18 protein-coding genes are annotated in these 21243 nt (G+C 62.2%); 9 read left to right on the forward strand and 9 right to left on the reverse strand.

Translation table 11 applies throughout. From position 1 onward, the window contains the following. Nucleotides 1-368 precede the first annotated feature (368 nt). The 3 genes from RG2_RS23290 to RG2_RS23300 all read left to right on the forward strand — a co-directional run bounded on the left by RG2_RS23290 (nt 369) and on the right by RG2_RS23300 (nt 3656). Nucleotides 369-1919, forward strand: a complete 1551-nt coding sequence (locus RG2_RS23290) for an FAD-binding protein (RefSeq protein WP_255285237.1) — start codon at nt 369-371, stop codon at nt 1917-1919. Between the two features lie 309 nt (nt 1920-2228). Then, a complete protein-coding gene (locus RG2_RS23295; RefSeq protein ID WP_033237100.1) occupies nt 2229-3023 on the forward strand; it encodes a thioesterase family protein in 795 nt (264 codons plus the stop codon). A 183-nt stretch (nt 3024-3206) separates the two neighbouring features. After that, complete coding sequence (locus tag RG2_RS23300) at nt 3207-3656, forward strand: hypothetical protein (RefSeq protein WP_033237099.1); 450 nt, start codon at nt 3207-3209, stop codon at nt 3654-3656. 182 nt (nt 3657-3838) lie between these two features. On the opposite strand, the gene dnaB is transcribed toward RG2_RS23300, so the two are convergent. The 5 genes from dnaB to rpsF all read right to left on the reverse strand — a co-directional run bounded on the left by dnaB (nt 3839) and on the right by rpsF (nt 7371). Then, nucleotides 3839-5245, reverse strand: coding sequence for a replicative DNA helicase (gene dnaB / locus RG2_RS23305; RefSeq protein ID WP_080711886.1), 1407 nt, complete (start codon nt 5243-5245; stop codon nt 3839-3841). Between the two features lie 492 nt (nt 5246-5737). Next, a complete protein-coding gene (rplI, locus tag RG2_RS23310) occupies nt 5738-6193 on the reverse strand; it encodes a 50S ribosomal protein L9 (RefSeq protein ID WP_033237098.1) in 456 nt (151 codons plus the stop codon). Nucleotides 6194-6211: 18 nt separating this feature from the next. After that, complete coding sequence (rpsR, locus tag RG2_RS23315) at nt 6212-6454, reverse strand: 30S ribosomal protein S18 (protein WP_003941245.1); 243 nt, start codon at nt 6452-6454, stop codon at nt 6212-6214. 39 nt (nt 6455-6493) lie between these two features. Next, the gene (locus RG2_RS23320) at nt 6494-7018 is read right to left on the reverse strand and encodes a single-stranded DNA-binding protein (protein ID WP_033237097.1); all 525 of its coding nucleotides are present in this window, start codon (nt 7016-7018) and stop codon (nt 6494-6496) included. Nucleotides 7019-7083: 65 nt separating this feature from the next. After that, nucleotides 7084-7371 (reverse strand): 30S ribosomal protein S6, encoded by a 288-nt coding sequence (gene rpsF / locus RG2_RS23325; RefSeq protein ID WP_003941237.1) that lies wholly within the window; start codon nt 7369-7371, stop codon nt 7084-7086. A gap of 201 nt (nt 7372-7572) precedes the next feature. Here rpsF and RG2_RS23330 point away from each other — a divergent pair, with 201 nt between their 5' ends. Genes RG2_RS23330 through RG2_RS23340 form a run of 3 tightly spaced genes read left to right on the forward strand, consistent with a single transcriptional unit; the run spans nt 7573 to nt 10291 of the window. Then, a complete protein-coding gene (locus RG2_RS23330; RefSeq protein ID WP_033237112.1) occupies nt 7573-8910 on the forward strand; it encodes a glycosyltransferase family 87 protein in 1338 nt (445 codons plus the stop codon). Continuing rightward, nucleotides 8907-9491 carry a GNAT family N-acetyltransferase gene (locus RG2_RS23335; RefSeq protein WP_033237096.1) on the forward strand — a complete coding sequence of 195 codons (585 nt, stop codon included), beginning with the start codon at nt 8907-8909 and terminating at the stop codon, nt 9489-9491. The genes RG2_RS23330 and RG2_RS23335 overlap by 4 nt, the downstream gene beginning before the upstream one ends. A 47-nt stretch (nt 9492-9538) precedes the next feature. After that, entirely contained in the window at nt 9539-10291 is a 753-nt protein-coding gene (locus RG2_RS23340) for a DUF4190 domain-containing protein (protein ID WP_033237111.1), read from the forward strand. A gap of 7 nt (nt 10292-10298) precedes the next feature. On the opposite strand, the gene RG2_RS23345 is transcribed toward RG2_RS23340, so the two are convergent. After that, nucleotides 10299-14144: an nSTAND1 domain-containing NTPase gene (locus RG2_RS23345; protein ID WP_033237095.1), complete on the reverse strand. Its 3846-nt coding sequence runs from the start codon at nt 14142-14144 to the stop codon at nt 10299-10301. Between the two features lie 262 nt (nt 14145-14406). Between RG2_RS23345 and RG2_RS23350 the strand changes: the two genes are divergently transcribed. Beyond that, entirely contained in the window at nt 14407-14643 is a 237-nt protein-coding gene (locus RG2_RS23350) for a LuxR C-terminal-related transcriptional regulator (RefSeq protein ID WP_307718111.1), read from the forward strand. 1 nt (nt 14644) lies between these two features. Here the strand turns inward: RG2_RS23350 and RG2_RS23355 are convergent, their stop codons facing one another. The 3 genes from RG2_RS23355 to RG2_RS23365 form a co-directional block, all read right to left on the reverse strand. Further along, nucleotides 14645-16258, reverse strand: a complete 1614-nt coding sequence (locus tag RG2_RS23355; protein WP_371851332.1) for a glycosyltransferase family 87 protein — start codon at nt 16256-16258, stop codon at nt 14645-14647. Nucleotides 16259-16275: 17 nt separating this feature from the next. Beyond that, nucleotides 16276-18426 carry a transglycosylase domain-containing protein gene (locus tag RG2_RS23360; protein ID WP_033237093.1) on the reverse strand — a complete coding sequence of 717 codons (2151 nt, stop codon included), beginning with the start codon at nt 18424-18426 and terminating at the stop codon, nt 16276-16278. A 574-nt stretch (nt 18427-19000) separates the two neighbouring features. Next, nucleotides 19001-19441 (reverse strand): DUF5318 family protein, encoded by a 441-nt coding sequence (locus tag RG2_RS23365; protein WP_072782680.1) that lies wholly within the window; start codon nt 19439-19441, stop codon nt 19001-19003. Nucleotides 19442-19569: 128 nt separating this feature from the next. On the opposite strand from RG2_RS23365, the gene RG2_RS23370 reads away from it, so the two are divergent. Together RG2_RS23370 and RG2_RS23375 are read left to right on the forward strand one after the other, a co-directional pair. After that, nucleotides 19570-20409, forward strand: a complete 840-nt coding sequence (locus RG2_RS23370) for a DUF1707 SHOCT-like domain-containing protein (protein ID WP_051730782.1) — start codon at nt 19570-19572, stop codon at nt 20407-20409. A 20-nt stretch (nt 20410-20429) separates the two neighbouring features. Continuing rightward, on the forward strand, nt 20430-21239 hold the full coding sequence (locus RG2_RS23375) for a DUF1707 SHOCT-like domain-containing protein (RefSeq protein WP_033237090.1): 810 nt from the start codon (nt 20430-20432) through the stop codon (nt 21237-21239). The last annotated feature ends 4 nt before the right edge of the window (nt 21240-21243 follow it).

Genomic DNA, 21243 nt, shown 5'->3' on the forward strand with positions numbered 1-21243 from the left:
TAACGCTGCGAGCTGGTCTTTTGATTCTCGGTTTCGCCGATACGCCGATACTGTTCGACACAGCGCGCGAGATGTTCATATTCCGCTTCGGAGTTCGCTTGTCGCAATAGGTGTGATCACCTATTGTCGGCGTGAGGCGCTGCAGGAAGTGAACCCATCGGCCGAGAATTTTGACTGCGACACAACGGTTTCCGAGAGATATTCTCTATAGAGTTTTGGCGGGGTTGCCATGGCATGCAATTCATCTTCTTGTATGAACTCTTCTGCGACGGTTTCCCAACCGATGCGCTGAGACGCTCCTCGCCTGTCGACACAACACCCGGGGCGTTGGCCCTCTTCCATCAAAATCAGTATCAATCGAAAGGACAGTGACGATGGTCAACTGGAACGAAGAATGCGACGTGTTGATAGCGGGTTCGGGTGGCGGAGGCCTCACCGGCGCCTATACCGCGGCGAGAGAAGGACTCGAGGTGATCTTGGTCGAGGCCACCGACAAGTTCGGGGGCACCACCGCCTACTCCGGCGGGGGCGGTGTGTGGTTCCCATGCAACCCGGTCCTGCAGCGTGCCGGCACCGACGACACGATCGAAGACGCGCTCGAGTACTACCACGCTGTAGTTGGCGACCGCACCCCGCGCGAATTGCAGGACACGTACGTCCGGGGTGGAGCACCGCTGATCGAATACCTCGAACAGGATGAGAACCTCGAGTTCGAAATGCGGCCGTGGCCTGATTATTTCGGTAAAGCGCCGAAGGCCCGACTCGACGGCCAGCGACACATCGTCCCGACGCCGATTCCGGCAGTAGAGGTGGGGAACCTCCGCGCGTCCATGCGAGGACCTCTCGACACGGAACGTCTTGGGGCTCCGCTACCCGACATGCTGGTCGGGGCCCAGTCGCTCATAGGTCGACTCCTCAAAGCAATTGCGAAGTATCCGAACGCCGACCTGCGGTTGAACACACCACTTGTCGAGCTCGTAGTCGAGGAGGGTGTTGTCGTCGGCGCAATTGTCGATCACCACGGCGAGCGCCGCGCGATCCGGGCCCGCAAAGGCGTGTTGCTCGCGGCCGGCGGCTTCGAGGGCAACGATGAGCTTCGCCTGAAGTACGGTGTGCCCGGCACCGCCCGCGACACCGTGAGCCCCCGGGGCAACCTCGGCGCGGCGCACCAGGCTGGAATGGCAGTCGGTGCCGACATCGACCTGATGAGTGAAGCCTGGTGGGCTCCGGGGATGACTCATCCGGACGGCCGCTCAGTGTTTGCGCTGTGGTTCACCGGCGGCATCTTTGTCAATCAGGACGGTAAGCGGTTCGTCAACGAGTCGTCGGCCTACGACCGCATCGGCCGTGATGTCATCGACCAGATGAAGGATGGCTCGATCACCCTGCCGTACTGGATGATCTACGACAACAAGGAGGGCGAGCGTCCACCGGTTCGGGCAACCAACGTCTCCATGGTCGAGACCGAGAAGTACGAGGCGGCCGGCCTCTGGCACACAGCTGACACCCTCGAGGAACTGGCCGAAAAGATCGGTGTGCCAGGCGATCACCTGGTCGCGACCGTTGCCCGGTTCAATGCGATGGTCGCCAAGGGTGTCGATGAAGACTTCGGCCGCGGCGACGAGGCCTACGACCGTGCGTTCACGAATGGTGAATCACCCTTGGTGGCAATCGACAGCGGCCCATATCACGCAGCCACCTTCGGCATCTCCGATCTCGGCACGAAGGGAGGGCTGCGGACCGACACCGCCGCGCGGGTACTCGACACCGGCGGCAATCCGATTAAGGGCCTCTACGCGGCAGGCAACACGATGGCCGCACCCAGCGGCACCGTCTATCCCGGCGGCGGAAACCCGATCGGAACCAGCATGCTCTTCAGTCACCTCGCCGCTCTCGACATGGTCGGCCGTCAAGCTTGAGAACGGATCCCTCCGCCAACTGAACCATTTCGAATGAGAACGCGCTGGGGCCGCAAACGTCGCGACCCCAGCGATCTGCGAACGAAACCTGCGCCACATGATCACAGGAGCGTCGATAGGACGGCCAGTACACAGGCGAGGCCGGCGAGCTCGTGGTGGGTGTTCACGCTGAAAGCGTTGTCTCATAACACTGTTCAGCCTTCCTGGAATCGGTATAGCAAACCGATATTCACCCAGAAGAAACGAGAACATGCTTCATTTCGAAATATTCGAGCAGAAGAGATGAACTGAAAAGGGAAGTCGGCAACGATGGTCAGTTTCTTCACCAAACGCGGGGAGCTACTCATAGCGGAGCAGTTGGCGGTCAGCGCCTGGGCACCGACCCAGGTCGGCGGTCATGCCGTATGTGGTTTACTCGCTCGCCAACTCGAGACTCACTGCCCGACCGGCTTCGTTCCGGCCCGGCTGACAGTGGACTTGTTCAAGCCGGTCTCGACTGCCCCGATCGAGGTACGCAGCGAGGTTGTCCGCCAAGGCACGCGAATCACCGCCGCGGATGCTTTCATCGTGCAGGACGAGCAAGTGCGGGGACGAGCCTCGGTGGTGTTCCTGACTACTGGATCGGAGCCGGCCGGTCGTGTCTGGAGTCCGGTACTGGACCTTCCGATGCCTCCGGAAGGATGCGTTTCGCCGCTGGGGTCGCCGCCGCTGTTCAAGAGTAGCGACCGTGAGTGGACACACGATTTTGCAGCGAACCAGAATGGCGACCGCAAAAATGCGTGGCACAGCCTGCCTGCGCTCGTGGACGGGGAACCAATCTCGCCGTTCCAACGCGCCGCGGTGCTCGGTGACACCGCAAACCTCATATGCCATTGGGGATCCGAGGGTGCCGGGTACATCAATGCGGACATGACCCTCACGTTGTCGCGACTGCCTCTCGGTTACGAACTGGGTCTTCGCGCAGACAATGCTGTTGCCTCCGAGGGAATTTCGATCGGTACTGCCACCCTCTACGACAGGAAAGGCCCGCTCGGCACCTGCGTGGTCACTGCACTGTCCAACGCTCGTCGGCAGATCGACTTCGCTGCTTTTTCTCCACTTTAAGAGGTCATCGTCCACCAACGTGGTGGAGGTCCGACGCACTCGGCAGCAACGCACACCGCCAATTTTCCAGCGGGGCAGCAGCAGTTGTGTCGAGATGCAGCGAAGATTAGCGAAACGTTAGAGGTCCCGGCGCCGGTGATCTAGGGTGATCATCGTTCTATCCGCTCGTGACGGGGGAAATACGTGTTCGGCTTCTATGTGACGGCGCTGTTCGTCAGCGGAATCGGCGTGATCGTTTTGGCGCTGGTGACCTCCGAGCTGCACCCCGGCCGCCGCGTTGTCAACGGTCTCATCGGCACCGCGTTCCTGAGCTACGGCATCTACCTGGCCGTGTTCTTCCACAGCGGCGAGTACACAATCTTCCTCTGGGTCTTCATCCTCCCGTTCATCTTGCTGGGCCAGGCGATGCACACCGTCGAGGTCGGGGCGCCTCCCGGGGCGCGTCGCCCCGACCTCGACGCCGACCTCGACGCCGACCTCGTCGACCCCGCCCCGGCACCGGCTCCGGCTCGTACCGCCGCCACCCGCGAACGCATGGCCGCGGCCAAGTCTGCCCAACTCGAGGCCCTTCGCGCCAAGCATGCCGCCAAGAGCGATGAGTTCGACGATCACGCGCCGTCTACGCCTGCCTGACGAGAGGCATAGCGGCGGCAACGAAACCATCAATGGTTTGCTCCGCCAATATCTTCCCCGCCACCTCGACCTACCGCGCGGTCCGACGCACATACTTTGACGAACTTCGGCGACTCGCCCAAGACCCGTCAAAGTAGCGGGGCGTGTCTCGCTAATCTTCGCTGCATCTCGACAGGCAGTTGCTAGCCTCGCGCCATGTCCACGAACTTGGACAGGTGAAGTTGGTGCGCCACAGTGATTGTGGCGGTCGGACCGTTACGGTGCTTACCGAGAATCAGGTCGGCTTCACCACCGCGAGGATCGTCGCGCTCAGTCGCATCAGGGCGGTACAACAGGATGACCATATCGGCATCCTGCTCCAGCGAGCCCGATTCACGAAGGTCGGCAACCTGGGGGCGCTTGTCGGTTCGCTGCTCAGGACCACGGTTGAGCTGACAGATTGCGACAACCGGAACTTCGAGCTCCTTCGCCAAAAGCTTTAGGCTACGGGAGAATTCGGAAACTTCCTGCTGACGCGATTCGACCTTTTTACCCGAGCTCATCAGCTGCAGGTAGTCGATGACGATCAGGCGAATATCGTGTTTCTGCTTGAGCCGCCGAGCTTTTGCGCGAATCTCCATCATCGTGAGGTTGGGGGAGTCGTCGATGAACAGCGGCGCCTCACTGATCTCACTCATACGACGCGCGAGCTTGGTCCAGTCGTCGTCGGTCATCTTGCCGGAACGCATGTCGCCGAGCTTGATCTTTGCCTCTGCCGAGAGCAGACGCATCACGATCTCGGTTTTGCTCATTTCCAGTGAGAACATGACGCTGGCCATGCCGTGGGTGATGGAGCAGGAACGCAAAAAATCCATTCCTAGGGTGGATTTCCCGACTCCAGGTCTAGCCGCGACGATGATCATCTGACCGGCATGAAGACCGTTGGTGATTTCGTCGAGATCCTTGAACCCGGTGGGCACGCCGAGGGAGATGCCACCGCGGCTGGCGATGGAGTCGATCTCATCCATCGTGGGCTGGAGGAGTTCGGTGAGGGGCACGAAGTCCTCGGTGGTACGACGCTCGGTGACCTCGAAGATTTCGGCCTGCGCGCGGTCGACAACCTCGGCGACATCCTGGCCGTCGGTGCCGGCGTAGCCGTATTGAACGATCCGGGTGCCGGCGTCGACGAGGCGTCGTAGCACCGATTTCTCGGCCACGATCTCGGCATAGTAGGCGGCATTGGCAGCGGTGGGCACTGTCTGGGTGAGAGTCACCAGATACGAGGCGCCACCGATTTTGCGGAGCTCACCGCGACGGTCCAGTTCAGCCGAGACGGTCACCGGGTCGGCAGGCTCGCCGCGGCTGTAGAGGTCCAGGATCACGTCGTAGACGGACTGATGGGCCGGCCGGTAGAAGTCGCCCGGCCGCAGGACCTCGAGGACGTCAGCGATGGCATCCTTGCTCAGCAGCATGCCGCCGAGGACGGACTGCTCGGCAACCATGTCTTGGGGTGGTTGGCGGCCGAATTCCTGATCGGGCTCGGACTCGGGCGGCCCCGGGTAATCCTGTCCGGAGTAGTCGGAAGGCCCTCGATCATCCACAACAGCCATCAGAGAGACCTTCCCGTAAAACATTCGATGACACTGCGAGAAAAACGCAGGGCCCTCACTATTTGTACCTGCCCCCACCGACATCGTGCTGGTGGAAAATCACCGGTCGGTAGATAGACGCCGAGACGACGTTAGGGACTTACCAGCCCACAAACAAACGGACCTGTGGATGAATCTGTGGAGTAATTGTGGAAACTCCTGAAAAACTGTGTGCACCATCTGGGGATAACCTGGGGACAACTTTTGGTGTTTCCCATAAAACCCCAGCTAGAGATACATGGGCAATTTCACACACCTGTTGATGAAAAAACTATCTCCGCAGTCGGCGCGTCGGCGTGTCGGGCGTGTTGCGGAGCCCAAATGATCATGGATCAACAAGTTGAACGTCACACTGTGACAGTTATCCCCAACCCCGGATCGAGTCGCTATGTGCACAAAAAGGTCGAGCCCCACACACCGAAGTGTGCGGGGCTCGCCCGGAGAACGAATCGACTATGCGCCGACGACGTTCAGGTTGAACTTGGCAACCACATCGGGATGCAGGTTCACGGACACGGCATGCTTGCCCGTGTTCTTGATGTGAGCCTTCGGCAACGCGATGGTGCGCTTGTCGATAACCGGTCCACCGGCAGCCTTGATCGCAGCAGCGACGTCAGCAGCGGTAACGGAACCGAAGAGCTTGCCCGAACCACCGGCGGTCTTGACCGACAGCGTTACGGACTCGAGTCCCTCGATAGCGGCCTTGAGCTCCTTGGCGTGGTCCAGGCCGCGCACTGCGCGCAGTTCCTGTGCACGACGGATTCCTTCGACCTGCTTCTCGGCGCCACGAGTAGCGACGATTGCCAGCCGGCGGGGGAGCAGGTAGTTACGGCCGTAGCCGTCCTTGACCTCGACGGTGTCGCCAGGCGCACCGAGGTTGTCCACGTCAGCGGTGAGGATGAGCTTCATGTTCTTTCCTCCCTTTCCTTAGCGAGCCACGGTGGCGTAAGGCAGCAGTGCTACCTCACGTGAGTTCTTGACGGCAATGGCAACGTCGCGCTGGTGCTGGACGCAATTGCCGGTGACACGACGAGCACGGATCTTTCCGCGGTCGCTGACGTACTTACGCAGCAACGTCGTGTCCTTGTAGTTGATCTGCGTGTTCTTCTCTTTGCAGAAGGTGCAGACCTTCTTCTTCATAACCTTGTCGCGCAAGGGCGGCTTCGGCATGTCTTTGCTCTTTTCTGGATGTCCCTGATCAGGTACGGATCAGAAAGGCGGTTCGTCGTTGCCGCCGCCACCGAAGGAGCCCGAAGCCGGAGGGGCACTGCCCCACGGATCGTCTCCACCGGAAGGTGCAGCGCTCGGACGTCCGCCGCCCGATCCGCCGGAGGAACCTCCGAAGTTGCCGCCGCCACCGCCGCCGCCACGGTTGGCCTTGTTGACCTTTGCCGTGGCGTACTTCAGTGAAGGACCGATTTCATCAACTTCGAGCTCGACGACAGTTCGCTTTTCGCCCTCACGAGTTTCGTACGAACGCTGCTTGAGCCGGCCGCTCACGATTACTCGTGAGCCACGGGTCAAGCTCTCCGCGACGTTCTCGGCTGCTTCGCGCCAGATGTTGCAACGCATGAACAGCGCATCGCCGTCTTTCCATTCATTGGAATTACGGTCGAAGGTGCGGGGTGTGGAAGCAACCGTGAAGTTTGCCACCGCAGCACCCGCCGGGGTGAAACGAAGCTCAGGATCAGCCGTCAGGTTTCCGATGACGGTGATGATGGTGTCGCCAGCCATGTGGTTCCTCCTGCTTTTGATGTAAGTCTGTTGGGTGCGAGGTTAGAGTTCGCTACCGACAGAAATCACTTGTTGTGGCGCAGAACCTTCGTGCGCAGAACCGACTCGTTCAGACCGAGCTGACGATCGAGCTCAGCAACGGTGGCGGGAGTGGCGTTGATGTCGATCACCGCGTAGATACCTTCAGCATGCTTCAGGATCTCGTAGGCGAGACGACGCTTACCCCAGACATCGACCTTGTCGATCGTGCCGCCGTGCTGGCGCACAACATTGAGGAACGTATCCAGCGAAGGAGCGACAGTGCGCTCGTCCAGGCTGGGGTCAAGGATGACCATCAATTCGTAATGACGCATAAGACCTCATCACCTCCTGTGGACTAAGTGAAAACGGCCACGGACTATCCGTGGCAGGAGGGTCGTTGCGTCAGCAACCCTCGTAGGTTACACGAGGTGCCCCTGACCAGCGAAATCGCGTCCCCGATCACAGGAAACGCCCAGAACGCTTACGGGCGCTCGTCGAACCGTCTTGCAGCGCGAGCCCCTAGGGTGGGCTTCATGCGAACGGACCGGAAAACCTCGGCGTCGATCCTGACGCTTGTCGTCGGTCTCTGCGGGCTGGCCATGACCCTGGGCTACTTCAACAAGGCACGGTGCGCCGGCGCGCCCTTCGCGCCGGACGGCCGGAGCCTTGCCTTCGATGTCGATAAGAACGTCCGTGTCTGTTACTCCGACATCCAGCTTCTGTGGCTCGGACGCGGCATCGACCAACACCTCTTTCCGTTTGTCACCGGCGGCATCACGCCAGAAGGATTCCTCTACGGCGGAACCGTCGAGTATCCGGTGCTCAGCGGAATCCTGATGTGGCTGGGCGGAATCGGATCCCACAACGATGCCGAGTTCCTGCTGCATTCCGCGTTGATCCTGGCCCCGTTCGGCTTGCTGACGGCGTGGATGCTTGGCCGGATGAGCGGCGCGTACGCGTTGATCTGGTCGGCCACCCCGCCACTGGTGTTGTACGCGTTCCACAACTGGGAGCTGCCCGTCGTTGCAACCAGCGTCGGCGCGATCTTCGTGATGACGTTCGAGCGCATACCTTTTCGGACGCGGGCGATACTGGCGTCGATCATCCTGGCCATCGGTTTCTGCCTGAAGTTGTATCCGGGAATCTTTGTTCTTCCGCTTCTCGCGTATGTCCTGACACGCGGCCGAGACGGCAAGAAGTACGACGTACGCGGCGCGCTGATGACGGCTGGTGCCGCGGTGGCGACGGTGGTTCTCGTCAACCTTCCGTTTGCCCTCATCTCGTACGACGGTTGGCGTGCGTCCTTCAGTTTCCAGGAGAAGCGCAGCGCCGACATCACCACCAATTCGCTGTGGTTCTGGGGTCTTCGACCGTTCTACGGCTTCGGTGTACGCGAACTCAACGCGGACTACGACGCATTGGTGAGCATCCTGTCCCCTCTGATGATCCTGTTGTCGTTCGCGTTGGCGATGTATCTGGGCTGGCGACGCTTTGTGCGCGACGGTTATTTCCCGTGGATCGCGGTGAGCGCGGCAATGTTGTGCGGATTCATCTTGCTGCACAAGGTGAATTCGCCGCAGTACACCTTGTGGCTGCTGCCGTTCCTGGTGCTGTTTCAGATCCGATGGTTCTGGATCGCCGCGTATCTCGTGGCCGATGCCGCATTGGGAATCGGCATCTTCCGCTACTTCTACCAACTCGACATGAACCTCGATCCGAGCAAGTACGAAGCCGTCGTGCAGGCCAGCGTGTGGGGTCATGTGGTGTTGCTGGCCGTGTTCTTCTTCCTGTTCTTGCGGGTACCGCTGCGCTATCCGCTCGCCGGGACGGCTGTCGAGAAAACCCCACCGATACCGGAGCTCAGCAGATGACCGAAAGCTGGTTTCAATCACCTACATTGACCGGCACGCATGTCCGGCTCGAACCGTTGGTCCGTGAGCACGCCGACGCACTGATTGCCGCGTCGGACGATCCGAGCATCTTCCGCTGGACAGCCGCCCCGATCAACACTCACGCAGAGGCGGTCGCCTACATCGAGGCGGCCGAGTCGAATCCGGATCGGGTAGCGTTCGCCCAGATCGACACGCGCACCGACGCCGTAGTGGGCAGCACCTCGCTGTATCAAATCGCCCCGGCGTATCGCAGTCTTGCGATCGGGTACACGTGGCTGTCGAAGTCCGCTCAGGGAACTCGGATCAATCCGGAGGCAAAACTTCTCCTGCTGCGTCGGGCATTCGACGATCTCGGCGCCGTCCGCGTCGAATGGCACACGGACGAGTTCAACGAACAATCCCGGGCCGCCATCGCCAAGCTGGGCGCGCAGTACGAGGGCTTGCTCCGCAAGCACCGCCAGCGAACGGATGGCAGTTGGCGCACCACCGCCCTCTTTTCCATGACCGACGAGGATTGGCCGACGATCGCACCGCAGTTGGAGCGACGCGTCCGCAGCTAACCAACCGCCTGCGCGGTTTGCCTGACTTCGTACCGCAAAATCAGTGCATGAGCGAACCGGGCCCGTACGGATACCAGCAGCAGTACCCACAACAGAACTGGCAGCAACCGCAGCCAACGAACGTCTTGGCGGTCCTGGCGCTGGTATTCGCGTTCCTCTTTGCCCCACTGGGAATCGTGTTCGGCCACATCGCGCGCAGTCAGATCAAACGGACCGGTGAGCAGGGCGACGGCTTGGCACTGGCCGGCCTGATCCTCGGTTACATCTTCACCGCGATCGGCATACTCTTCTTCATCGCGTGGATCGCCTTCTGGGGACTGTTCGCGACCGCTGTCACGGAGGCTGCTGACGACGCCCGGTCGAATACCTACAGCTACACCACCGCGCAGTCGTACGCAGCGACCACGGCACCCCGGACCACAACGGTTCCACAAACAACCACCGCGCCCCGGGTAACCACGACGGTGTCCGGCCCCCTTCCCACCGTCACCGGGACGGACCGGCAAGGTTTCATCTCGAACGGTCCCCGCTGCAATGCGTCCAACCCCGCCGTTGCTGTTGCGATCACTACCGGTTCACGAATCGTCGTCTGTGAAACCGGTGTCGGCCGCTACTACTACAAGGGTGAAAGACTCAGTGACGGAGCAACAATCGAGATCGACGATCCGATCCGTACCAGGGAAGGCTTTGCCGCCCGCAACGACGACGTCACCTACCAACTCAGCCCCAGTGGATTACTTGTCCTGGACGGCGGAAGTGAACTGGGCAGCGAACCGGCCGTCGAGGTCTGGTTGAACTGAGAGGCTTCTAGGCCTCGCACAGATCTCGGTACGGCACACCGGGGAGGTATCGCTCCCATTCGGCCTCGGTGATGAGAGTTCCGGAGGTACTGCATATCCGCGCGGAGACAGTATTGGGATCGGTGCCCCACACGCGAATTGTCTTCTCGGTGCCACTACCCGCGATCAGGTCGGACGCACCCGCGAATTGTGCATCGTTGACTCGCACGGGTTGCGCCGTCAACACTGCAAACCGCTCGGGGTCCTGCGGCGCCGTGATGTCCCACAACCACACCGTGCCATCACCCACGCCGGCCGAGAGCAACTCACCTGCCCGATTGAAGGACACTGAGTAGATCGCCGATTCGGGACCGACCATTCGTGCGAGTTGCCTTGGTTCCGAAGGGTTCTCGACATTCCACAACTGCACACTGTGGTCCGCACTACCGGTCGCCATGAGCGTACCGTCCGGACTGAACATCACCGCCTGGGCATAACTTTCGAAACCGCCGACACTGGCAACAATCCGCGGAGCAGCTCGATCGGATATGTCCCACAGATCGACCTCGTTCGTGGCGTTGGCAACGGCCAGCGTGGTGTCACCCGGCCGGAACGCCATCATCTGCGGGTACGACCCGGCATCGGTCCTCGACAGAAGCTCGGGCGCCGCAGGATCGGAGACGTCGACCAAGGCAAAGACGTTGTCATCCTGTGACGACACCGCCAACAGCGTTCCCGACGGGTCGAGTGCAACAACGGCCACGATGCCATCGACGTACTCCTGCCGGTCACTGGCGAGTCTCGGCGTCGTCGGATCGCTGATGTCCCACAAATACGCTCCACCCGTACCTGTTCCGGCCACAGCCAGCCGGCCATCTGCCGATATCGCCGACGCCCCGGTGAACCTGTCCTCACCGCGGGGTGTCATCTCGGGCATCAACACCGGATTGTCGAAATCCTCGGTGTTCCACGCCAGCAACGCACTACCCTTGGCGCCGACGCCAGCCAGAAGTCGCGAACCGTCACCGGCAAAAGGACTGGTGTAGATGGTGTCTCGCGCTCCCGCCCACACTGGCCCCGGCATCGACCACACGCGTGTCACCCCGTTGAGTCCGCCGGTGACCAGAATCTGCCCGTTCTCGCTGTAGTCGACCGTGGTGATGGCGCCGGAATCCGGCAGCACCTCGATCAGCGCTGCGGTACGCGGATCCCACACTCGCACGGTGTTGTCGGAACTACCTGCAGCAAAACGGGTTCCGTCGTTGCTGTAGTTGATTTCGTTGACGTAGCTGGAAAACCCGGTGAGCGCAGCCAATGGGCGCGGGCGAGCCGGATCTGCCATGTCCCAGCGCACCACTTCTCGCGCCGTAGATCCCGCAGCAAATTCCCGCCCGTCGGCGCTGAACGCAACACCCAGATAGTGATTGGTGGTGCCGTCGGGTTCGGTTGCAAAAATCGGTGGCGCAGCGGGATTGTCCCACTGCGTCACATCCCACACCCGCAGAGTGCTCTGGCGCCCACCGGCCACGAGCAAACGGCCGTCGGGACTGAACGTGGCAGTGACGGTTCCCGAAGCCGGATGCGGAAGCGCCGGCAGTGCAACCGCGTCGGCGGTGTCGTCGATGTTCCATCGCAACACGTCCGGCGTCGACGTGCCGGCAATCAACTTGGTTCCGTCCGGACTGAACTCCATGTCCTGCACCACGTGATCCGCGTCGACGAACAGTGTTCCGCGCACCGGGTTGGCCGGGTCCGACACATCCCACAGCGCGCCGCCGCCTGCTCCACCGGTCGACAGCAAACGCCCGTCCGGACTGAACGACGCCGCAAACAGAGCCGTCCCTTCCGCCACCCCGAAGAATTCCGACACCGGCGTTACCGACGCGGCACCCTCGACTATCGGATAAAGGCGGACCATTCCGTCGGAACTTGCCACGGCCACAATGGTTCCCGCGGGATTGATTCGAGCTTTCATGGCACCGGGCGGGCCGACGATGCGCGTCGCCGCATGCACACCCGACGCGTCGAGCAGCGCCGAGCGGGCTTCCGTGGTCTCGCTGACGTCATACGCGGCCAAGGCAAGCTGCGCCGCCAACGACGGATCCTTGGCGCGCATCCGCGTCGCCTCGGTGGCAACCTGGCGGGACATCGCTTCGTCACGGGCCGTATCTGCCTCGGCGCGTTGATGATTGGCACTGAACCCGGCGACCATCGCGACCACGGCCAGCACCAAAGCGATCACCGACGCGGCAGCCAGCGCCGAGACAAGCCGTCGTAGCACGCGGGTCCGTCGCCGATCTGCACTTTCCTGCTGATCCCGATACGCGATACTCGCGGCGAGAAATTCTCGCTCGGTCGCGTTGAGATCGGCGATGCGGGTCTCGCTTGGTTCCAGTTCGAGGCCCAATTCACCGGTACGTAGCCATTCTTCGGTCAGATGTAGGCGGGCAGCCCCGAGCAAAGCACCGGGGTCGCGGCCACTGTCTTCCCACACCTGCGCCGCATAGGTGAATCGACGGTGGACCGCCAGACCGGCGCGATCCGAATCGATCCAATCGCGCAGCCGACTCCACGCCGACAGCAATACCTCATGCGAAACCTCGACGGTCTCCTCGTCCACAGTCAACAGACGCCTCAGCGCAAAAAGGTCGATGACGGTATTGACGTCGCCGAAGTTGTCGCCGAGAAAAAGCTCGGTACGGGGAGCTCGTCGACGCGTCTGCGTGACCTCGTCGACGTTGACCAACCGGAGGAAGATCCTGCGCGCCAACTTCTGCTGCCGCTCGGTCAGCTCGCCGTACACCTCCTCGGCGCTCTGCTGAACTGCACCCGCGATGCCGTCGGTTGCGTAGTAGTCGGACACCGTCAGGGTCTTACGCGTGGAGCGCTGCCAGGTTCTCAGCAGTGCGTGGGACAGGAGGGGGAGTGCCCCCGGGTCACTTGCCGTGTGCGAACCGCGCGGCGTCAGCTCACCGACCAGAACCTGAACCAGCTCACTCTGAACCGTCATCCCGGCCTTCACTGCCGGCTCGACGATCACGTCACGCAACTGCTCCTCGGTGAGCGGACCGACCACCATCGGCGAATCGTCGAGCAACGGAAGCAGCAACGGCTCCTCGGCCGCAAGCCCGTAGAAATCGGCCCGCATCCCGATCACGACGATCGTGGTCTCACCCAGATCAGCGAGCGCCCGAAGGAATTCCTCGCGACGATCACGATCGCGCTGCGTCCACAGTTCCTCGAACTGATCGACGATCAGGACCGCGGGAGTGTCGCCGATCGACGACGGAATGTCCTGCGAACCCGGGTGCAGAACCTCCACGTGCCAACCGCCGAACCGCGGATCGCCGTCGGCAATCTTCGGAGCCAAACCAGCCCGCAGCAACGACGACTTACCGGAGCCAGACGCTCCGATGACCATGAACTGACGGCTGCCCTCACCCCGCGTCGCCGCCGCGACTCGTTCCACCAGAGCAGTGGTGAGTTCACCTCGCCCGAAGAACCACTCGGCGTCCTCCTGACGGAAGGATTCGAGTCCGCGATACGGAACGACGGTGTCGCCGCGGCGGCGGGCAGTCAGTTGCCGCACGCGCTGGACCGCGCTGATCCAGCTCTCCTGTTGCTCGCCCGAATCGACTCCGCATGCTTTCAACAGCGCAACGAACTTCGGCATGCTGTTCGGTGTCGGAAGGTGCTGCCCGGAAAACCACCCGGCCACGGTTCCGTGGAGACCGCCTGACCGTTCGACGGCGTCGCGGACTGTCAGCCCCGCGGCCTTCCGCAACGCAGTTAGCGATTCAGCAAACTGCCCCCGCGACTCGATATTTGCGGGATCGACGTGATTTTCGCTGCCGGATTCCGCCTTCGAGTTCATAGCGAGGCACTTTATCCGACCAGGTCAGAGAATCGCGCGTTGTATGGACTGTGTATCGATCGCGCCTTCGACCGGAATTTCGAGCGAACGCCTGGACATACTGATCACGTCGCATTCCGGCCCGCCCGCAGCCCTTCTGCAAAGTTGCGCCGATGCAGGCACTTCCTCCCTTGGACCTCAGCCGAAAGGTGTCTTTGTCATGGAGCTTGTCCAGTCGACGCGAATGGCCCCAACGTGCATGGTTCACGTCAGGGGACGCCGCGTGAACTCCCGTACACCGCGCTTGAGCGCCCGCGAAATCGAAGTCCTGCTTACCTGGCTTCGGGCAGATTCCAAACAGGAAGTTGCGCTCGAGCTGAGAGTGGGCGTCGGCACTGTCAACACGCATATCTCCCGGATCAGAACCAAGTACATCAACGTCGGGCGCCCCGCACCGACAAAGGCGGCACTGTTCGCGCGCGCCATCCAGGACGGTCACACCACTCTCGACGAATGGTGATTCAGACGGACGAAAGCTCCGGCTCTCGCACCGGTTTCGGACGCAGCCACCCCGGGAACCACGACGGCTGCTTGTCCGGTGCCTGATCGAGAACACCACCGGCCGGGTCGTCGATGAACCCGTACCGCACGAGGTCTTCGTCGGGGCGGTAGATCTGGCGAAGAATGACCGCGCACAGCACCAGAACCGCGATATCGCGCAGCACAACAGTTCCCGTGAACCACTGCTCGGGCAGACCCTTGTTCGAGACCCCGAGGTAGTACATCATCCGCGGAACCCACACCAACGCGTCGATGGTCATCCAGGCAAGAAGCAGTCTGCGATGCGGCAGCGCAAGAACCGCGAGCGGCACCAGCCACAGCGAATACTGCGGACTCCACACCTTGTTGGTCAGTAGGAATCCCGCGACAAGCAGGAAACACAGTTGCGCGACGCGGGGGCGGCGCTGCGCCGTCAAAGCGACGTAACCGATTCCCACGCAGACCACAGCAAAGAGAATGAACGACACGGCATTGAGATTCGACGGCGATTCACCCTGCGCCAGGGGACCGTCGAGGCCCGTCCACGACGTGAACGACGCGATTACGTTGTAGATCGAGTCCGGATCGGCGCCGCGCTCGGAGTTGAGCCGGAAGAACTCGTACCAACCGTGCGGGTAGAGCGCTGCGATCGGAAGATTCACCGCCAGCCACGCCGCGGCCGCGCTGAGCGCCGTCACCAGCCACTCACGCGTCTTGCCCGCCCGCAGGCACAGAACCAGCAGCGGGCCGAGCAACAACAGCGGATACAACTTCGCGGCGCCGCCCAACCCCAACAAAATGCCCGCGAGGACCGGTCGCTTACGCGCCCATGCCAACAAACCGCCCATGGCAAATGCCGTCGCCAACGGATCGAAGTTGGTGAACACATGCACGATCACGAGCGGCGAACACGCGACCAACGCGCCGTCCCACACCCGCCTGCCGGCTAAGAGCGTCGTCGCCCACACTGTCACCAACCACGCCAACGCCAAGCCGAACGCAACGACGTTGAAGTACAGGGCAACTTGAATTGCGCCCGGCAGCCACGTGATCGAATCCCACGCCTTTGCGACCTTCATGGAGCCGTACTGATAGAGCCCCGAGAGAACCGGATACTCCATGTACCGCGTCTGCACGGAACCGTCGGATCGGGTTTCCTCCCACGACTTCTTGTACGGGAACGCACCCTGATCGAGGCGCTCCGCACCGTACAGAGGAACCGTGTCCGAGTAACACAGGGCGACATACTGGCGGGAGCCTCCCCAGTCCAGACCCAGCTGCCCCTGCTCACCGAACGGCGCCTGTTGAATACACGCAGCCTTGGTCGACCACCCCAACGCCAGGAACACGACGGCCAACAGCAAGATGACCCGCATCGGGGTGAAAAAACGGGTCCGGCCGATCAGCGCATGCCGACCGACCGGACCACCTACCGTGCCTGACAACGCAGACACCATTACATCGTTACGACTGGGAACGTCACGCCAATCTGCCGACCGCGTGTCCTCCGCCAACGGCGCAGGAGACTCGATCGCCTGCGACTCCGCATCGTCTGTCACAGAAGTCGCATCGGCATCATCTACATTGGCGGCCACTCCGCGAGGCTACCGCCTTAGCGGCCGGGACTGACACCCGCCGGAGCCTCTTCCGTCGTGGTGACGGCGCCCGGTTCCTCGGTTTCCGTGGTCGGCCTCGAGATTCCCGGAATCGGAATCGTGATGCCCGGCAGGATCTCCACGTCCGTCGTGGTCACGACAACCGGCGGCGCCGTAGTCGTACTGGGCTCTGCCGTGGTTGTCGGCGGCGCCGACGTCTTCGGAGCAGCGGGAGCCGTGTACTCGGGAACACCACCGGCCTGGCCGTTGATCTTGCCCGGCTTGGGGAACGTCTCGTTGTCCGTACCGTCCAACGCACCGTCCATCGTGTCCTTCCAGATATCGGAAGGTAGCCCGGAACCGTAGATCAATCCGCCGTTCGAGTTGGTGATCGCCTGGCCGTCCGCGGTACCGACCCACACAGCAGTCGACAGCGACGGCGTGTAGCCGACCATCCAGGCGTCCTTGTTCTGACCGGTGTCACCGAGCTGAGCGGTACCCGTCTTCGATGCGGACAGACGTCCACCGGCCAGGTTGTGCCCACGTGAGTACGCCGCGATGGGCTGCATCGCGGCAGTCACGTTGTCCGCGACAGCCGGATCGATCCGCTGCTCACCGGTCGGCGTACCACGGTCCAGGAGAACCGTTCCGTCTGCGGCAACAACCTTCTCCACGAAGTGCGGAGCGTGGAACGTGCCTGACGCCGCGAGAGTTGCATACGCCGACGCCATATCCAGTACCCGAGACTGGTACTGACCCAACACGATTCCGTTGTTCGGGCCGGAACCGTCTGGTTCGGTCAGCGACTCGCCGATACCCGGAATGTTCTCCGGGATACCTGCCTTGTGCGCGATGTCCGCAATTTCCTGCGGTCCGTTGCCGTCGAGGCTGAGCATCTGACGGTAGAAGCTGGTGTTCAGCGAACGCTTGAGAGCCTCTGCGATGGTGCAGGTTCCACAGCTTTCACCTTCGACGTTGCCGATCGAGATGCCGTTGATCGTCAGCGGCGAGCTGTCGTACATCTGTGAGAGCGGAATTCCCTGGTCGAGCGCTGCCGCCAGACCGAAAACCTTGAACGACGAACCGGTCTGCAAGCCGGCATTTGCGTAGTCGAAGCCGATTCCGTCGTCGCCGCCGTAGTACGCGCGGACGCCTCCGGTACGTGGATCGACGGAAACAACGGCGGTCCGAAGCTCCTCGTTCTCACCCTCCATATTGGTGCGCACGGCGTCCATCGCCGCGGCCTGAGCCTGCGGATCGATAGTCGTAGTGATCTGCAGGCCTTCGGTATTGAGCGACTGCTCAGTGATCCCGGCATCCGCGATCTCGCGGAGTACCTGGTTCTTGATCAGGCCCTCGGGCCCCGTTGTACCCTGACTTCCGTTCTCCACCTGGGAAAGTGGAATGAAACCTGGGTACTTCATGGGCGCACGGGCGGCTTGATCCAGCGTCCCCGCAGACACCATGCCGTCGAGCACATAGTTCCAACGCGATTCCGCGCCAGTCGGATTGGTCTCCGGATCGAGAAGCGACGGCAGCTGGATCGACGACGCCAGGACGGCGCCTTCCTCGACGGTCAGCTGGTCGACAGGCTTACCGAAATACGCGTTCGACGCGGCTTCGATGCCGTACGCACCACGACCGAAGTAAATGGTGTTCAGGTACGCGGCAAGAATGTCGTCCTTGGACCACTCGTTTGCCATCTTCGACGAGATGACAAGTTCCTTCATCTTTCGCGTCAGCGAACGCTCCGAACCGACAACCGCCGTCTTCACGTACTGCTGCGTGATCGTCGATCCACCACCCGCACTGTCTCGGCCGAGGACATTGTCACGGGCCGCGCGTGCAAAACCGGAAATCGAGAATCCGGGGTTCGTGTAGAAATCCCGGTCCTCGGCAGCAAGCACTGCGTTACGCACGTGCACCGGAATCTGATCGAGCGCCACCTCGCGACGGTTGCCTTCTTCCGGCGGAACAACGGTACTGAGCACCGAACTTCCGTCCGACGCGTAAATCGTCGCAACCTGATTGGTCGGGAGGTCGCCGGGTTTCGGTACGTCCTGCACGATGTACGCCGCCATGAAGGCCAGCACCGGCAGCACCAGGCCGAGCGCCACCAACACGTACGCCGAGCGGCGAACTGTGCGCCACTTCGACTTCTTCTTCACTGCTTTCTGTCCCTTCGGGGGCTCTCCACCATTGCCGTCGCCACCACCGGGACCGCCTGTCGGCGGCTTCGTCGGCGGGGGTCCAGCGGGCGGACGGGAACCGGCATCAGTGCGAGGCAGTGCCGCAGCGGCTGCGACGCGCTGTGTGGGTTCGGCGCCCGGTGCCGGTCGATTCTGGGGTGCGCCTTGCTGCGGACGGCCCTGCTGCGGGCCTTGCGGCGGCGGGCCCATCGGGCGGCCCTGCGGCGGGCGTCCTTGCTGGGGCCCTTGCGGGGGTGGGCCCATCGGTCGGCCCTGCGGGGGCGGGCCCATCGGGCGACCCTGCTGCGGCGGGCCCATCGGGCGTCCCTGCTGAGGCGGGCGTCCTTGCGGCGGCGGGCCCATCGGGCGGCCCTGCGGCGGACCTTGAGGCGGACGGCCTTGCGGGGGGCGCCCCTGCGGCGGACCGCTCGGACCACCTGGTCCCGAGGGACGGTCGCCGGGGGTGTTGTCGGGGGAACTCACGAAATCAAATCTCCAGTGGTCATGGACCGATCACATGGGACTTCGATCGGGCCCTTTTTCGGGTGTGGCGTTACTCGCTGGCGGTGCGCCGGCTCGCAGACTGCGTTCGTCTGCTCGGTGGACGTGCTCTCCGCGGTCGCGGCGGCGCAGGCACTGCGCCGAGCACATAGGACTGCACCAAGTGGTTCCAGCTGCAGGAACGGCACACTTCTACGTCGTGCACCGTGAACTCCTCTGCTGTCTCCGCAAGCCGAGCGAGCTCGTCCGTCGTTCGGGCTGATCCCGAAACCTGGCCGAGCTTCTCGCCGAACACCCAGGACACGAGCGTCAACTGTTCCTTACGGCAGATGGGGCAGAGAACGTCACTGCCCCGGCCGTGGAACTTCGCGGCTCTGAGTAGGTAGGGATCGGCGTCGCATACCTGCTTGACGCCAGTCCTACCCGCAGACACTTCGGCCAGCACAGACCGACGCGCGAGCGCGTAGTCCACAACTTGCCGCTGTATCCGCACTTGACCAGAGTACGTGCGTCCAACCGGTCACGGACGGTTCGGGAGGGTCACGATGAACACATTTTGTGGTCCGGAGGCATGGCGACCAGCCATTACGATCACTTCCTGTGAAGTCATCCCGTTCCCCGATGACGCGTGCTCGTGATCTCGATCGCGTCGAAACGTGCAATGTGTTGGACGCCGCGTACGCCGAAGGGCAGTTGAGCGCGGAGGACTACTTCGACCGGACCGAGAAGGCGAGGTCCGCGAAGACCCTGCTCGAGCTCGCGCGCCTGGTCAACGATCTGCAGGTGCCGAAGATCGATACCACAACGGCACCTCGGACGTCGGTGACACGCAAGGCTGTGTACATCGGTGGCGCTGCTCTGATCGTCGTCGGCGCCGTCGCCGCTGTGGCCTGGAGTCGCTCACCGTTGACGCCTTCGGAACACATCACCGCCAGTTATGCCAGCAGCACTTCGCTCGCGCCACCGTTTCCGACCACCACTCTGGTGCCGGAGCCGACCGTCGAACCGATCCTGATCGCACACATCGACACGTTGACTCCAGAGGGTATCGGCGCATTTATCGAGAGGTATCGCGACGAGTTCGGCAACATGTTCATCGATGACGCCAGCTTCCACGGCGACCACTCTCTGGTGAGCCGGGCGGTCCCCGACGCTCCAGCTCTCACCGAGTCCATCAGTTTTCGCGACGGCTTCGAGCGAGATGTGACATCCATTCCGCGGCGAACGGGCCAGCCGACCTTCGACCTCGGTTCCATCCAGATCGACAAGCTCGCGCCGTACATGGTGAACATCGGCGGCTACATCAATGTGCCGGACGCCGCGATCACGCACTTGATCGTGGACGTGAACTACGGCGTACCGAAGATCAGGATCTACGGCGAGAACGGACTTGGCCACAAAGGTCGCATCGAGGTCACGCCGTGGGGCGAGATCTCTCGTTCGTACCCGTACGAGAACTAGGGTGGGTGGGTGAGCGGGGCATGACTACTAACTCTTCGCGTACGCGAGCGCGTGACGTCGATCGTTCCGATACCTGCGCTGTGCTCGATGCCGCCCTGTCCGACGGCCAGATCACGGTCGACGAGCACGCGACCCGAACGGCGTCGGCCATGACCGCGACCACGCTCGGACAGCTCGACCTATTGGTCCACGATCTGCAGAAAGCGACGCTGCGGAACGCCGTCGCGAAAGTTCGTCGTATCGACAAGATCTGGTACGTCGCGGCCGCGTCGGTTGTCCTCGCGGCCATGGTCGGCTTCCTCACCTTGTCCGCCGACGATTCGTCCCCGGCGCCGTTGCCGGTTGCAGCCCAGGGGGCCGAACCACTTGCCCCCATCGTGAGTTCGACGCTGAACACGGTCACCGCAAGCGGAATACGGGAGTTCATAACCCGGTACAACAACAAGTTCGGCACGACGGTGATCGATTCTGCGAACTTCTTCGACGACCATGCAAGCGTCACTCGCGCAGCCGCCATCTCGCCGAATTTGGAGGAGGACATCGACTTTCGAGGCGGTTTCACGACCAGCGAGGGGTCCACCTCCCGATTGGCCAGCACCACAACATTCGACCTCGCTACCGTCGACATCGACAAACTCGCCGGGTATCTGGCGGGAGCGTCGACAAATCTCAACGTCCCCGACGCCGAGATCACACACATCAGCATGAGTTCGTCGAGCCAGGATCCACGCATTTCCATCTACGCCAGCAACGACCTCGGCGCGAGCGGCTCGATGGAGTTGACCCCGGATGGCCGCCCGATCCGCTTGGCTCCCTTCACTCCTCGATAGGCCC

This window comes from Rhodococcus globerulus NBRC 14531, assembly GCF_001894805.1.
Classification (GTDB): Bacteria; Actinomycetota; Actinomycetes; order Mycobacteriales; family Mycobacteriaceae; genus Rhodococcus_F; species Rhodococcus_F globerula.

Coding starts and splice junctions, on each gene's coding strand:
- RG2_RS23295 (WP_033237100.1), top strand. CDS start 2,229: ATGGTCAGTTTCTTCACCAAACGCGGGGAGCTACTCATAGCGGAGCAG.
- dnaB (WP_080711886.1), bottom strand. CDS start 5,245: ATGGCTGTTGTGGATGATCGAGGGCCTTCCGACTACTCCGGACAGGAT.
- rplI (WP_033237098.1), bottom strand. CDS start 6,193: ATGAAGCTCATCCTCACCGCTGACGTGGACAACCTCGGTGCGCCTGGC.
- rpsR (WP_003941245.1), bottom strand. CDS start 6,454: ATGCCGAAGCCGCCCTTGCGCGACAAGGTTATGAAGAAGAAGGTCTGC.
- RG2_RS23320 (WP_033237097.1), bottom strand. CDS start 7,018: ATGGCTGGCGACACCATCATCACCGTCATCGGAAACCTGACGGCTGAT.
- rpsF (WP_003941237.1), bottom strand. CDS start 7,371: ATGCGTCATTACGAATTGATGGTCATCCTTGACCCCAGCCTGGACGAG.
- RG2_RS23330 (WP_033237112.1), top strand. CDS start 7,573: ATGCGAACGGACCGGAAAACCTCGGCGTCGATCCTGACGCTTGTCGTC.
- RG2_RS23335 (WP_033237096.1), top strand. CDS start 8,907: ATGACCGAAAGCTGGTTTCAATCACCTACATTGACCGGCACGCATGTC.
- RG2_RS23340 (WP_033237111.1), top strand. CDS start 9,539: ATGAGCGAACCGGGCCCGTACGGATACCAGCAGCAGTACCCACAACAG.
- RG2_RS23345 (WP_033237095.1), bottom strand. CDS start 14,144: ATGAACTCGAAGGCGGAATCCGGCAGCGAAAATCACGTCGATCCCGCA.
- RG2_RS23370 (WP_051730782.1), top strand. CDS start 19,570: ATGACGCGTGCTCGTGATCTCGATCGCGTCGAAACGTGCAATGTGTTG.
- RG2_RS23375 (WP_033237090.1), top strand. CDS start 20,430: ATGACTACTAACTCTTCGCGTACGCGAGCGCGTGACGTCGATCGTTCC.